The sequence below is a fragment of the Flavisolibacter nicotianae genome (assembly GCF_003628535.1).
GTDB classification, from domain to species: Bacteria; Bacteroidota; Bacteroidia; order Chitinophagales; family Chitinophagaceae; genus Flavisolibacter; species Flavisolibacter nicotianae.
Window position 1 is genome coordinate 617,787 of record NZ_RBCI01000004.1, and the last position, 13,521, is coordinate 631,307.

At 49.4% G+C, this 13,521-nt stretch carries 12 protein-coding genes; 7 read left to right on the forward strand and 5 right to left on the reverse strand.

Translation table 11 applies throughout. The annotated features are described in order from the left end of the window. Positions 1 to 732: an esterase family protein gene (locus tag D6024_RS14435; protein WP_121355313.1), complete on the reverse strand. Its 732-nt coding sequence runs from the start codon at positions 730 to 732 to the stop codon at positions 1 to 3. A 171-nt stretch (positions 733 to 903) separates the two neighbouring features. Between D6024_RS14435 and D6024_RS14440 the strand changes: the two genes are divergently transcribed. The 5 genes from D6024_RS14440 to D6024_RS14460 all read left to right on the forward strand — a co-directional run bounded on the left by D6024_RS14440 (position 904) and on the right by D6024_RS14460 (position 7,966). Beyond that, a complete protein-coding gene (locus D6024_RS14440; protein WP_121355314.1) occupies positions 904 to 2,778 on the forward strand; it encodes a sensor histidine kinase in 1,875 nt (624 codons plus the stop codon). A gap of 6 nt (positions 2,779 to 2,784) precedes the next feature. Further along, positions 2,785 to 3,429: a response regulator gene (locus D6024_RS14445; protein WP_121355315.1), complete on the forward strand. Its 645-nt coding sequence runs from the start codon at positions 2,785 to 2,787 to the stop codon at positions 3,427 to 3,429. Between the two features lie 131 nt (positions 3,430 to 3,560). Continuing rightward, positions 3,561 to 3,986: a response regulator gene (locus D6024_RS14450; protein ID WP_121355316.1), complete on the forward strand. Its 426-nt coding sequence runs from the start codon at positions 3,561 to 3,563 to the stop codon at positions 3,984 to 3,986. A 67-nt stretch (positions 3,987 to 4,053) separates the two neighbouring features. Continuing rightward, complete coding sequence (locus tag D6024_RS14455; protein WP_121355390.1) at positions 4,054 to 6,783, forward strand: valine--tRNA ligase; 2,730 nt, start codon at positions 4,054 to 4,056, stop codon at positions 6,781 to 6,783. Positions 6,784 to 6,940: 157 nt separating this feature from the next. After that, the gene (locus D6024_RS14460) at positions 6,941 to 7,966 is read left to right on the forward strand and encodes a WD40/YVTN/BNR-like repeat-containing protein (protein ID WP_162944773.1); all 1,026 of its coding nucleotides are present in this window, start codon (positions 6,941 to 6,943) and stop codon (positions 7,964 to 7,966) included. Between the two features lie 212 nt (positions 7,967 to 8,178). Here the strand turns inward: D6024_RS14460 and D6024_RS14465 are convergent, their stop codons facing one another. The 3 genes from D6024_RS14465 to D6024_RS14475 form a co-directional block, all read right to left on the reverse strand. After that, positions 8,179 to 8,493, reverse strand: coding sequence for a rhodanese-like domain-containing protein (locus tag D6024_RS14465; RefSeq protein WP_121355318.1), 315 nt, complete (start codon positions 8,491 to 8,493; stop codon positions 8,179 to 8,181). 6 nt (positions 8,494 to 8,499) lie between these two features. Continuing rightward, on the reverse strand, positions 8,500 to 9,336 hold the full coding sequence (locus tag D6024_RS14470) for a PASTA domain-containing protein (RefSeq protein ID WP_121355319.1): 837 nt from the start codon (positions 9,334 to 9,336) through the stop codon (positions 8,500 to 8,502). A gap of 171 nt (positions 9,337 to 9,507) precedes the next feature. After that, positions 9,508 to 10,500 carry a D-alanine--D-alanine ligase gene (locus D6024_RS14475; protein WP_121355320.1) on the reverse strand — a complete coding sequence of 331 codons (993 nt, stop codon included), beginning with the start codon at positions 10,498 to 10,500 and terminating at the stop codon, positions 9,508 to 9,510. Positions 10,501 to 10,667: 167 nt separating this feature from the next. On the opposite strand from D6024_RS14475, the gene D6024_RS14480 reads away from it, so the two are divergent. Both D6024_RS14480 and D6024_RS14485 read left to right on the forward strand, forming a co-directional pair. Further along, positions 10,668 to 11,492: a DUF6089 family protein gene (locus tag D6024_RS14480; protein WP_121355391.1), complete on the forward strand. Its 825-nt coding sequence runs from the start codon at positions 10,668 to 10,670 to the stop codon at positions 11,490 to 11,492. A gap of 206 nt (positions 11,493 to 11,698) precedes the next feature. After that, positions 11,699 to 11,989 carry a hypothetical protein gene (locus tag D6024_RS14485; RefSeq protein WP_162944774.1) on the forward strand — a complete coding sequence of 97 codons (291 nt, stop codon included), beginning with the start codon at positions 11,699 to 11,701 and terminating at the stop codon, positions 11,987 to 11,989. 191 nt (positions 11,990 to 12,180) lie between these two features. On the opposite strand, the gene rimO is transcribed toward D6024_RS14485, so the two are convergent. Continuing rightward, positions 12,181 to 13,488, reverse strand: a complete 1,308-nt coding sequence (gene rimO, locus D6024_RS14490; RefSeq protein WP_121355322.1) for a 30S ribosomal protein S12 methylthiotransferase RimO — start codon at positions 13,486 to 13,488, stop codon at positions 12,181 to 12,183. Positions 13,489 to 13,521: the final 33 nt, after the last annotated feature.

A 13,521-nucleotide genomic window follows, 5' to 3' on the forward strand; every position in this document is an offset into this window, starting at 1 on the left:
TCAAAACCGCGTGTCAAGGTAGTGCGGCAGCATTGTTCGCCAGGTGTTCCAGTCGTGCGGCCATTCGCTGCCCCAAATATCCAGCTCGTAGTTAATTCCCTTGTTATACAGGATGGAAGCGAAGCTCCGGCTGGCGTTGGGGTCTTCGTACGGGCCACTGCCGCTGAAAATATGAATGTGATTGCTGCGCCGGATCTGTTCCAGGGTATTGTGGTCAGTTAGATTGGGCATGTAATGCTGCGGGCTGTTGAAATAAACGTCATCGTCGAAATGGCCCGAGGAATACTCGGTCAGGTCATACACACCGCTCATGGCGATGACGCCATTGATCACGTCGGGACGCTTCAGGAAAAGATTCATACTGTGCAGGGCACCAAACGAAGCGCCGCTGATGATGATTGGCGTGTCAGGCCCCGACGTGGATTTAATAAAGGGGATGACTTCTTCAAAAATATACCCGTTGAAATTCTGGTGCATCCAGGTCTTGTGCCGGGGATGCGCCCCTTTGTTCATCCAGCTTTCGTTGTTGATACTGTTGACCGAGTAAACTTTCAGCATCCCGCCCTCGATAAACGGCCGGATGGTGTCGATCAGCCCGAATCGTTCATATTCGAGATAATCGGCGGCTGCAGTCGGAACCATAAGTAAAGCAAAACCGTAATGTCCATAAACGGCCACCGGCATTTCGCGTTGCAGCCGTGGACTGTACCACGATGTAAGAATTCTTTCCATGTATTGCGTTCGAAGTGTAAACAGAAAGCGTTTTGGATTTTAAAGGTAGGCGCAAAAAACATTCAACACCGAAACAAGGGAAAACACTTACTTTGTAAAATTTCCTTCAACGAATTGAAGGGTACTCTTACCAATGGTTTATTTTTATAATAACAGACCAGATCGCTTTTCATGACCACCGGAAACACCTTGGACGTTTTATCCACCGCCCCTATTTCTTTGGATACCGACCACAGCCGGCTCATTCTGCAAAATATTGACGAGCCCTTTATTTTGGCGAATCACCAGCTCGAAATCGTGTACTACAACAGGGCTGCAAAAGAAATTATTGCCCGCTTAATGCACCTGGAGGTGAGTTTAGGGATGAGCCTGTTGCAGATCTCACCCGAAAACCGGCGGCAAAAAGTGGCAGCCCTTTACCGGCAGGTGCTTGCCGGCGAACGGCACAGCACCGAAATACGGTTATTGGAAGAAGATGGTGCTGAGGTCTTTTTCCATAACAATATCATTCCCGCTTACGATGGTGACCGAATTATTGGCCTCATCGTCGCTTCCCTGAATATCACCGAGAAAAAGAAGGCGCAGGCTGTGCTGAAAGAGTCCGAGGAGCGACTGCAATTTGCACTGGAGGCTGCCAACCAAGGCGTTTGGGACTGGAACCTTGCCACCAACGAAGTCATTTATTCCAGTTCGTATAAAAAACTGTACGGCTTTTCGGAGGACGATTTAAAAAACGACGTTTCGGAATGGATTACCCGGATTCACCCCGACGACCAGCGTAAGATGAAAGACATGGTCGTGGAGCATTTGCAGTCGGACGATCCGGTTTACGACAGCCAGTATCGCATCCGCGGCAAAGACGGACGCTATCGCTGGGTCATGGCCAAGGGCCGCCTGCTAAACAAGGGCGAAGATGGCAGGTATTTACGGATGATCGGCACCCATACCGACATTACGGAAACCATTGAACGGGAAACGGCCCTGAAGCGCAGCAATGAGCGGTTCGACTGTGTAATGAAGGCGACCCACGAGGTGTTGTGGGAATGGGATATCGCCACGAACGAAGTCACCCGTTCGATGGACAGCCTGAAAAAACTGTATGGCGTTAAAGACGATAGTCATATCCGCCAGTTTGATTCCTGGCTTCAGTACATCCATCCCGAAGACCGGGAGATGGTTGAAAGGACCTTGCGTGGCGTGCTGCAGGCCCCGCACCAGCATACGTTTGAAATGGAATACCGTTTCAAGCGGTCGAATGGCAGTTATGCCCATATTTATGACCGGGGCATTCTGCTGCGGGACGAAAACGACAAGCCATTTCGGGTGATCGGGTCGGCCGAGGACATCTCGGAGCGTAAGCGGCTGGAAAAAGAGCTGCTGCAAAAAAGCCTGGAGTACCATCGCCTCATTCACCTGGCCACGGTAGAGACGCAGGAAAAAGAAAGGGCTGAGATCGGCAAGGAACTACACGACAACGTCAACCAGGTGCTGACGACCACGAAACTTTATCTCGACCTGGCCCTTGTCAACAGCGAACGAAAAGAAGAACTGATCCGGAAAAGCCTGCAGAATATCAATTCCGTCATCCAGGAGATCCGCCATCTCTCCCGCTCCCTGATGGATCCGAGTATCGACGACCTCGGCCTTGTCGATTCGATCAACGACCTGGTAGAGAACATTCACCTTACCCGCAAACTGACGGTGACTCACAACGCCGACCCCGCGATCGATTTCCTGCTCGATGCCAACCAGAAACTGGGTGTTTTCCGCATCATCCAGGAGTCGATGAACAATATTTTGCGCCATGCCGGTGCCACCGAGGTAAAAATCAACCTCAGTGTCAGCGATGGCCGGGTACACCTGCTAATTCAGGACAATGGTGTTGGTTTTGACCCCATTACAACGAAGAAAGGCGCCGGTTTAAAAAATATTCAGAACAGGATATATTTAATTAACGGAACTTTGCAGCTTCGCAGCAGCCACCAAAATGGCTGTAGCATGATATTACAATTTCCTATCAACGAACAACCACATAAAATTCAATAGCCGATTATGGAAAAAATTACGATCCTCATTGCGGATGACCATACACTGGTCAGGGAAACGTGGAGCTTTATTTTGAACACCGATGATCGTTTTCAGGTAATTGCCGAAAGTGGCAGTGGTGAAGAAGCTGTCGAGCTGGCCAGGCAACTTCGGCCCAATATTGTCATCATGGACATCAACCTGCCGGGAATGAACGGCATTGAAGCGACGCAATTGATACGCAAATATTCGCCAGCGTCGCGAATCCTGGGTGTTTCGCTGCACACCCAACCGACCTATGCCCGAAAAATGATCCAAAAAGGCGCGATGGGCTATGTGACCAAGAATTCGTCCCGCGAAGAAATGTTCAAGGCTATCACGGAGATCCAGGCCGGCCGCCGCTACATCTGCGAGGAGATCAAAAACATCCTTTCCGAGCAGGTCATCAATGGCGAAGACCAGCAAGGCGGATTGAATGCACTCTCGCAAAGGGAAATTGAAATCATCCATTTTATCAAAAAAGGATTTTCCTCCAAGGAAATCGCAGAAAATCTTGATATCTCGGTTAAAACCGTAGAAGTACACCGGTACAATATCCTGAAGAAGCTGAACCTGAAAAACTCGGCAGCACTGGTCAATTACATTAACAACAGCCAGCTTGAATTTGAATAGCGTATTGGCATAATCTTTTTTTCAGCCCTGCTACCGGAATACGATAACCACTAGGAACGCCTCGATACATATTGCCCTTCCTTGCAATGGAGGTTAATTGCAGATGAAGTAACCTCAATTCGACTGCACCTATGGTAGAACGTATACGATTGGTAATTGTAGACGATCATAAAATGATGCGGGAAACCTGGAAAATGATCCTCCAGCGTCACCCGCGCATCGACGTAATTGGCGAATGTGCCTCTGGCGAAGAAGCGATTCTTTGTGCCCAACAGGAATCGCCTGACATTATTCTCATGGACATCAACATGTCGCCGGTAAACGGGTTTGAAGCCACCCGGAAAATCACAAAGGCCAATCCTGCTATCAAAATCATCGGCCTTTCGATCAATAACCTTCCTACTTATGCCCGCAACCTCATGCAACTGGGAGCAAAAGGCTATGTCACGAAAAACTCTCCTTCTGAAGAGCTGGTGTTGGCCATCATGACCGTTTGCGATGGCGGCACCTACATCTGCAAAGAAGTGCGTGACCAGATGGCCGGCCGGGAGGGCTGAGGGCCGTTCGTTTTCCGTTGAGATAAAACAGGTGCGCAGCTTATCTTTGCCCACCAATTTTATTTTCATGAGTACGGAGCTTTCCAAAAATTTTGAACCAGGCATTGCAGAGGAAAAATGGTACAGTCACTGGCTGAACAAAGACTATTTCAGCAGCCGGCCCGATGAGCGAAAACCTTTCACCATCGTGATCCCGCCACCGAACGTAACCGGCGTGCTGCACATGGGACATACCCTCAACGAAACCGTGCAGGACGTTCTGATCCGCAAGGCAAGAATGAGCGGGTATAATGCCTGCTGGGTGCCCGGCAGCGACCATGCCTCCATTGCCACCGAAGCCAAAGTGGTGCAAATGCTGGAAAAAGAAAAAGGCATTCAGAAACAAAACCTGTCGAGAGAGGAGTTTTTGAAGTATGCTTTTGAATGGAAAGACAAATACGGCGGCATTATTTACCACCAGTTGAAAAAACTGGGCTGCAGCGTAGACTGGAACCGAGTGACATTTACCATGGACGACCATTACTACAAAGCTGTCATCAAGGTTTTCATTGACCTGTTCAACAAAGGCCTGATCTATCGCGGTGCCCGCATCATTAACTGGGACCCCCAGGCACAGACAGCCCTGAGCGACGAGGAAGTGGAGTACAGGGATATTCAGGGAAAACTTTACTATGTAAAATACATGGTTAGTGGTGAGAGTGCTGAGGTAACAGACAACCGGGAAGACTCTGTTGCCACCCACCAACCGTCATCTGCCAACTATATTACCATCGCCACGCAGCGTCCCGAAACCATCATGGGTGATGTTGCCGTGTGTGTACACCCCGATGATGAACGCTACAAACACCTGATTGGCAAAAAAGTGATCGTACCCCTGGTGAACCGCGCAGTGCCTGTTATTGCAGATGAATACGTTGATCCTGCTTTTGGAACCGGTGCACTGAAGATCACACCGGCGCACGATATCAACGACTACAACCTGGGGCTGAAACACCATCTTCCCATTATTGATACGCTCAACCCGGATGGTACGTTAAGCGAAGCAGCCGTGGTGTTTGTTGGCATGGACCGGTTTGAAGCCCGCAAGGCTGCCATTGAAAAACTGCGTGCAGACGGCCTGTTGACCAAGGAAGAAGAGTACCAGACACGCCTCGGATTTTCGCAACGCACCAATGCCGTGGTGGAGCCACGCATTTCCACGCAGTGGTTTGTAAAAATGCGGGAGCTCGCCGACAAGGCGCTGGACGCTGTTACAAGCGGCGAGGTAAAAATTCACCCTGAAGAACGGTTTCTGGCAACCTACAAATACTGGCTGGAAAATGTAAAGGACTGGTGTATCAGCCGGCAACTGTGGTGGGGCCAGCGCATTCCTGCCTGGTATGATGAAGACGGCAGATTCGTAGTGGCCGATACGGAAGAAGAAGCAAAGGAAGCGTTTCATGCGGCGTTCCGCGTGCAGGATGCAACGCTGACGCAGGACGAGGACGTTCTCGATACCTGGTTTTCGTCCTGGCTTTGGCCCATGGAGGTGTTCAATGGGATTACAGACCCGGGCAATGCGGATATCCGTTACTACTATCCGACATCCGTACTGGTAACAGGACAGGATATTATTTTCTTCTGGGTGGCCCGCATGATTATGGCCGGCGAAGAATACATGGATGAAAAGCCGTTTGAGCATGTGTATTTCACCGGCATGGTGCGGGATAAGCAGGGTCGCAAAATGAGTAAGAGCCTTGGCAACTCCCCCGACCTGCTGGACCTGATCGAACGGTTTGGTGCCGATGCGGTTCGCTTTGGTATCCTCATCTCCGCTCCTGCCGGCAACGACCTGCTTTTCGACGACAGCAGTTGCGACCAGGGACGCAATTTCAACAACAAACTTTGGAATGCCCTGAAGCTGGTGAAGATGTGGGAGAATGCCGGCACCACGGAGCAAGAGCACCGTTCCGAAGAATTTGAAAAAGCAGCCTTCGCCGCTACCTGGTTCGAAGCAAGGCTGAACAGGGCAAAATCGCAAGTAGAAGAATTGTACAAAGACTTTCGCCTTAGCGAAGCATTGAAAACCATTTATTCGCTGATCTGGGATGATTTCTGTAGCTGGTATCTCGAATGGGTGAAACCCCCGTATGGCGATAAAATCGACCGTTACCTACTCACCTGCACGCTGGATTTTTTTGAAGAACTGATGCAGTTGCTTCATCCTTTCATGCCGTTTGTAACCGAAGAAATTTATCACCAGCTGCGGCCCCGCGAGGAAGGCGACGACCTTACTATAAGGCAACAGGGCGAAGTAGGCGGCCAGCACAAAAAACTTTCGCAACTGTCCACAACAGAAGTCTTGCAGCGGGGTGATATCTTACAGGATACCATCACGTCTCTTCGCGACAGCCGCAACAAGCACAACCTGAAACCCAGAGAAAGCATCAAACTCTTTATACAGACTGCGTCTCCCGCGGCTTTCCAATCCATCGAACCACTGCTGGCAAAACAGGTAGCCGCCAGTGAAATCCAGTTTGTCGAAGACGCAGTGCCCAATACCATCACCGTTGTTGTTGGTACGCATAAATTCTACATCGAAACCGAACAGCAGATCGATGCCGGGGCCCAAAGAGATAAACTGGAAAAAGAACTGGAATACCAGAAAGGCTTTTTGCTTTCGGTGGAGAAAAAGCTGGGGAACGAACGGTTTGTCCAAAACGCTAAACCCGAAGTGGTAGAAGCAGAGCGGAAAAAAAAGGCAGACGCGGAAGGAAAAATCCGGGCTATCGAAGAAAGCCTGGCGAACCTTTCATAAACAGATAACCACAAAAGCGCAAATTCAAAAGGATTACAATCGATGATTGTTGATTTTTGTTTTGCGCTTTTTTTTATAGGCTGAAATGCCCTTGTTTTCCGGGCAGGGAAACCGAAAAATATGCACCTTTATTCACCTGTTTTCATTCGCAACAACTATGAAAAAAATCATCCTCCTCTCCTTTTTCGTTTTTTCGTCGACGCTCTTATTTGCGCAAAAAGCCTTACCTAAAATCGACACATTAACGTCCGGCACCAAAACCTCCATTCGTGGCCTGAGCGTGGTCAACGACAATGTTCTTTGGGTGAGCGGCACGAACGGCATGGTTGGCAAATCCACCAACGGCGGAAAAGCCTGGAAATGGTTCCAGGTAAAATCGTTTGAAAAAGCGGACTTCCGGGATATTGAAGCCTTCGATGCCACCACGGCGATTGTCATCTCCGTAGGCGAACCGGCCTACATCCTGCGCACGACAGATGGCGGTGAAAACTGGAAGGTCGTTTATGAAAACAAAGCAAAAGGCATGTTCCTCGATGCCCTTGAATTCTGGAACAGTGAGTCCGGCATCGTGATCGGCGATCCGATCAACGGAAAACTGTTTATTGCCCGAACTTTTGACGGCGGCTATTCCTGGCAGGCCATTCCCGAACAATACAGGCCCACGACGGAAAACGGTGAAGCAGTTTTTGCGGCCAGCGGCACGGCAATTACGGCACTCGACCGCGATGAAGCGGTGTTTGTCACGGGAGGCAAAAGTTCACACGTTTATATCCGTGACCAGAAGACCAAACTGCCCATTGCACAGGGAAAGGAATCCACCGGCGCTTTCTCCGTAGCCGTTTGGGATCATAACAAGCGGAACGGTGGCAAAAAACTGATCGTCGTTGGCGGCGACTATATGGCCGACACGGTTTCTGCCAACAACTGCTTTTATTCAAACGACCGTGGCCAAAGCTGGAAGGCAGCAAAGCAACCGCCTCATGGTTATAAAAGTTGCGTCGCGTACATTTCCGAAAACGAACTGGTCACCTGCGGCACAAGTGGAGTGGATGTTTCTTTTGACAGCGGCGATACCTGGACACAGATCAGCAAAGAGGGATATCATGTTTGCCGCCGTGCCAAGGACGGAAAGACAGTTTACCTGGCAGGCAACGGTGGCCGTGTGGCGAAGCTGGCTCGGTAAGAGCAGCCTTAACTGTTGGCAGTATGCCGTCGTTATTCAAAACAGCAGCGATAACGTTTTGCTTTCTTGCATCCGAAAAGGAGTTCCATACCGACGGCCTACATGTTTATCACAGATCAAAAAGAAAAATATTATTTCCCGGTTTGTTCTACGCAAACCGGGAAATAATACTTCGCTGCTACCAAGAGTAAAACAATCGATTAAAAGAAGGGTTATTTCGGCTGGCCGTACTGATCAATCCAGGCAAGGATGCCGCCTTCGAGATTATATGTATTGGTAAAACCCATCTGGTCAAGGATTGTACAGGCCATAGCGCTTCGCTTGCCACTGCGGCAGTGAACAATCACTTCATCCTCTTTGAGATCTTCCAACTCGTCCAGGTCCATTGCCTGGAACTTGCCCAGTGGAATCAGCCGTCCGCCAAGGTTGGCTTCTTCGTATTCGTGTGGCTCGCGGCAATCAATGAGGTTGATCTTCTCGCCGCTGTCAAGTTTGTGCTTCAATTCTTCAACGGTCATGCGTTTCATATGTTCCTATTGTTGGGGTTCTTGATCGCTTTCTTGTGGGGCGGCTTGCAGTTTTTGTAACGAATCGACGTTCGGCTTCTCGGTTTGCAGCCAAATATCAACCATTTGCCCGGCCCGCATGCTGAGTCGTTTACCATCCATCGTCATGGGTGCCGGACGTTGTTTGTACACATAAGCTGTTACCGAATCATGCACATCAGGGTTAAAGACCGGGGCTCCCAAAACAATCCCTTGTGCATCCAGCAAGGCCCTGGCTTCTTCATAGGTCAGGCCAATCAGTTTCGGTACCAGGATCGCTTCCTCACCCACGCCGCTGCTGATCACGAGGTCAATAGCCGACCCCATTTTCACTTTCGAGCCAGGCATCAGTGTCTTCCCCTGGAACAGGGCTTCCAGCACGGTATTCTTGGCAAAATCGGTCTTATAAGTTGTATCGCCGACATGCAGACCGAGATTCTTCAGCAACATTTCCGCATTCTTATAGCTCAACCCGTTCAGCTTTGGAATTTCTATGTCCGGCGGGATGAAACGGTTGATGGTCACATACACCGTGCGGTTTACTTTCACGACCTCGTCGGCCTCCGGCACCTGCTTTAGTACCATGCCGCGGGGAATGGAATCATAAAAAACAGAGTCCTGCACCACCAGCTCAAAACCATTCTTTTTCAACAAGGACTGGACCTCATCGATCTTTTTGCCGGTTACCGAAGGCACTGTGCTCGACTCGCCGTGCTTGGTGATCCATTCCAGGGAAAGGATAAACAAAAAAAGCAGGAGAACAACGAGGCCCAGGGCCAGTAAAATATGAAACCAAAGAGGCTTGCTATTCAAAAATTTAGACATCCGGGTTTTCCGTTTGAGGGCTGCAAGATAACAAGGGAATATCGAACAGAGGAACAAGGGACCGAGAAAGTCCTTTCAGTTGTGCCTTCCATTCAGTTTGAGACAGGCTGCTATTGAACTTGAAAAAAGAGCAGGGGAAATACTTCTTCTGTTCCTTGTTCAACTGGTTTTCTAATTCCCCCTTTCCAACGCTTCTTCCACCAGCAGCGTGTAAAATTCTTTCAGGTCCCAGCCTTTTGCCCTCACCTGCTGCGGTACCACGCTGGCATCGCTTTGGCCGGGGATGGTGTTGATCTCCAGCATAAACGGTTTCCCCACTGCCTCATTGTAAATAAAATCGATCCGTACAACGCCGCGGCAATTGAATACCTGGTAGATCTTGCGGGCTGTTTGCTCAAGGTTTTCCTTCCATTCCTCCGAAATATCAGCGGGGGTAGTCTCCGAGGACTTTCCCTGGTACTTGGCTTCAAAATCAAAAAACTCGTTGTGCGCTACCACCTCGGTAATCGGCAGAACAACAATTTTACCTTTTGTGCGGAACACGCCTACCGTAAATTCTCTTCCCTGGATCATTTCTTCCACCAGCACCTGGTTGTCTTCACGGAAAGCCTTTTCAACGGCTGCACCCAGTTCTTCCGAAGCTTCGTTTACCTTGGACATACCAATACTGGAGCCCCCGTTATTTGGTTTAACAAAAACCGGGAACTGCAGGTTAGCCGCGGCTTCCTCCGCATTCGTAAACTGGTCTTTGATAAACAGGATCGAACGGGCGACGTTAATGCCGGACATACCTGCCACAGCAGTTGTGTAGCGCTTATTAAACGTCAATGCCGACGTGGCCGCACTGCAAGAGGTGTACGGCAGGCCCAACATATCAAAATAGCCCTGGAGCTTTCCATCTTCGCCGGGAGTGCCATGCATCCCGATAAATACGGCGTCAAAACGGAGTTTGCCACCATTCACTGTCAGGGTAAAGTCATTTTTATCAACCGCTGTTTTGGCCCCATTCTCCGCTACATAAAACCAGCCTTCCGGTGTAACGTCAATCTTGTAAACATCAAATTTTTCCTTGTCGAGGTGATTGTAAATGGTCGTGGCCGATTTATAGGAAATCACGGCCTCACCGGAGTAGCCTCCCGTAACCAGTGCAATTTTTTTCTTCATGCGCCAAAACTAAACGGAAATGTCATTGCCCGTTCATTTCACGCTGCCGGAACTTGCCGGCGGCCGCCAGAGGTTTTCTGTCTTCCGCTATGTAAGACCTATAAAAAATTGTATGTTAGCTATGGCGAATGTATTTTCGTTCTGAAAACGTAACTGCGGGCCAGCCAATGAGAAATCTGCTTTTTTCCTTTCTACTCCTCTTGTTTGCTTTCGGGCAAAGTGCGGCCCAGTCGCTGGGTGGAGAATGGGGTATTGGTCTGGGTGCCTCCATTTACCAGGGTGACCTGAACCCAAACTGGTACGGAGCCTACGACAAACCTGGTTTTACCTTCCAGGTAATGGCCCAGCAACACATTTTTTCCGCCGCTTCATTAAGGGCCAGCTTTACTCATGGATTTATCCGCGATAACGAAGATCATTACACAAGCGGTGTTCACCAACTCCGCAATTTCTCCTTTCAAACTCCTTATAACGAGTTCGCTGCGCAACTGGTGATCAATCCGTTCTTTAACAACGGCTACGAGGAGCCCGGTAATTTTCGTCCATACTTTTTTGCCGGTGTTGGTGTAGCCTTTGTCAATATTACCCGTGATTTCAGCAGGTTCAACCGCACCTACCGCTTTTGGCAATCCTGGGTTTTGCCGGGTTTGACAACCGATTCTTTAACCAAGCTACCGAGATCCATCCTGACGTTTCCGGTTGGTTTCGGCGTGCGCTACCAAATTGGGGACAATCTTGCCCTTTTTGGTGAAGCGAATAAGCGTATTACCAGCACCGAATACCTCGACGGCTTTAGCAAATCGGCCAACCGAAAAGAAAGAGACGGTTTTTCCTCCATCGTTTTTGGCCTGAGTTTCCGCCTTGGTGATAGTGGCGACGGCAGCAGCATCTTCGGTGGCGGCGGCATTTTTGGTGGCGGAGGTGGGGGTATTTTCAGTGGCAGCAGCCGTCGAAACAGGGGAAGAACCGATTGTCCGAAGAATGTCTTTTAGGATCTTCACTCACCGATTTTCCATCCGGGTTTAATTGTTTACATTTGCGCCTGCCTGGCTACAACGTTTCAGTCAGGCTATAATCCTGCGCCAATTTTTGCTTTCTAACGATTTCAGACTTGTTAAATGAAGACGGCTATGGTTGAATAAACAACTAATTTGTTGTTTATTCGTTTAATTAATAGGAAAAAAACACAATAGAATACATGCGTAAAGGAATAACGGAGAGCAACTCAACCACCCCCCTTACCTTACAAATGCTTCGCAAGATTGAAGACGAGGGTTTTAAGTTCGTTCAGGTGAAAGGATTGACGCTTGACAAACATTACGACTATGTAGAGCCGCATTTTTTGGTTTTGGTTCCGATGAAGGAGCTTCCCAAAGCACAGGACCAGAAAGATGTATACGAACCTCTTCCAAGCAGCCTTTTGAAACAGTGGGCAACAGAAACGGATGATGCTTTGGAAATTGTGGTTTCTACCAAGCAGTTAAGTTAATCGTCTGTGCCGGCAACCGCCGAACAGGATGGAGAGATCCAGAAAATCAGTTTAAAACAAAGAGCCGTTTCAAAACGGCTCTTTTCATATGGAAATGATGGTTGTCTTGTCGTAATGGCACGGGGAGAAGTTTTTTGCTGGAAAGGAAAGCCAAATCATTTTAACTCCTCTTCCGGACTGTTCCTGTCCGTCTACACGACCTCTCCCTCCAGGTCGTAATCATAGGCCTTCGTGATCTTCACATTCACAAAACCGCCGGTTTGAATCCGTTTATCGGGTTGGATGATGACCTCATTGTCCACCTCCACGCTGTCAAACTCAGTCCGTCCGATAAAACGGCCCGCTTCTTTTTTATCAACCAGTACCTTGAATGTCTTTCCAATTTTTTCCTGGTTCTTTTCGTAGCTGATCTCCTGCTGCACCGCCATGATATCCTCCGCACGCCGCTGTTTTTCATCGGCCGGCACATTGTCAATAAGTCCGTACGCCGCCGTGTTTTCTTCATGCGAATAGGTAAATATGCCCACACGGTCAAATCGCTGCTTTTCGAGGAAGGCTTTCAGTTCTTCCACGTCATCGAGCGTTTCGCCGGGAAAGCCCGTGATCAGCGTGGTGCGGAGACAAATGCCCGGTACGGTTTCGCGAATACCCGTTACCAGGTCTTCCATTTCGGCACGGGTAATCTGGCGGCGCATTGCTTTCAGCATATTATCCGCGGCGTGCTGAAGGGGCATATCCAGGTAGTTACAAATGTTCTCCCGCTCTTTCATGACGTCCAGAATCTCCATCGGGAATTTATGCGGATAGGCATAATGCAGGCGAATCCATTCGATACCCGGCACATCGCTCAGGCGGCGAAGCAGGTCGGGTAAAGCCCGCTTTTTATACAGGTCCAAACCGTAGTAAGTCAGTTCCTGCGCAATCAGCAGGATTTCTTTCACGCCGCGTTTGGCCAGGGTCTCGGCTTCTTTCACCAGCTCGTCAATGGAACGGCTGACGTGGTTACCCCTCATCAGCGGGATGGCGCAAAACGCACAGGTACGGTTGCATCCTTCTGCTATCTTCATGTAGGCATAGTGCTGCGGCGTTGCCAACAGGCGTTCACCGATCAATTCGGCCTTGTAATCCACCTCGAATTTTTTCAGGATCAGCGGCAACTCCATTGTACCAAACCAGGCATCAACTTCGGGAATGCTTTGCTCCAGGTCGTCGCGGTAACGCTGGCTCAGGCAACCGGTCACGTACACCTTATCCAGTTTGCCTTTTTGTTTCAGCGACACCTGCTCGAGGATTGTATTCACGCTTTCTTCCTTCGCTTTGTCAATAAAGCCGCAGGTGTTTACCACCACGATGTTGTGATCGCGTTTGGTGCTTTCGTGCACCACGTCGATCTCCGCAGCCTGTAACTGGCCGCTCAGCACCTCACTGTCGACCATGTTTTTGCTGCATCCCAGCGTGATAATATTGACTTTGTCTTTTTTGAGCGTACGTGCCTTCATATCCGAAACTGTTTACCGGTAAATTTGAGGCGC

What these genes read in the sequence shown, in the direction of transcription:
- D6024_RS14435 (WP_121355313.1), bottom strand. Translation starts at nt 732, where the DNA reads ATGGAAAGAATTCTTACATCGTGGTACAGTCCACGGCTGCAACGCGAA.
- D6024_RS14440 (WP_121355314.1), top strand. Translation starts at nt 904, where the DNA reads ATGACCACCGGAAACACCTTGGACGTTTTATCCACCGCCCCTATTTCT.
- D6024_RS14445 (WP_121355315.1), top strand. Translation starts at nt 2,785, where the DNA reads ATGGAAAAAATTACGATCCTCATTGCGGATGACCATACACTGGTCAGG.
- D6024_RS14450 (WP_121355316.1), top strand. Translation starts at nt 3,561, where the DNA reads ATGGTAGAACGTATACGATTGGTAATTGTAGACGATCATAAAATGATG.
- D6024_RS14455 (WP_121355390.1), top strand. Translation starts at nt 4,054, where the DNA reads ATGAGTACGGAGCTTTCCAAAAATTTTGAACCAGGCATTGCAGAGGAA.
- D6024_RS14460 (WP_162944773.1), top strand. Translation starts at nt 6,941, where the DNA reads ATGAAAAAAATCATCCTCCTCTCCTTTTTCGTTTTTTCGTCGACGCTC.
- D6024_RS14465 (WP_121355318.1), bottom strand. Translation starts at nt 8,493, where the DNA reads ATGAAACGCATGACCGTTGAAGAATTGAAGCACAAACTTGACAGCGGC.
- D6024_RS14470 (WP_121355319.1), bottom strand. Translation starts at nt 9,336, where the DNA reads ATGTCTAAATTTTTGAATAGCAAGCCTCTTTGGTTTCATATTTTACTG.
- D6024_RS14475 (WP_121355320.1), bottom strand. Translation starts at nt 10,500, where the DNA reads ATGAAGAAAAAAATTGCACTGGTTACGGGAGGCTACTCCGGTGAGGCC.
- D6024_RS14480 (WP_121355391.1), top strand. Translation starts at nt 10,668, where the DNA reads ATGAGAAATCTGCTTTTTTCCTTTCTACTCCTCTTGTTTGCTTTCGGG.
- D6024_RS14485 (WP_162944774.1), top strand. Translation starts at nt 11,699, where the DNA reads ATGCGTAAAGGAATAACGGAGAGCAACTCAACCACCCCCCTTACCTTA.
- rimO (WP_121355322.1), bottom strand. Translation starts at nt 13,488, where the DNA reads ATGAAGGCACGTACGCTCAAAAAAGACAAAGTCAATATTATCACGCTG.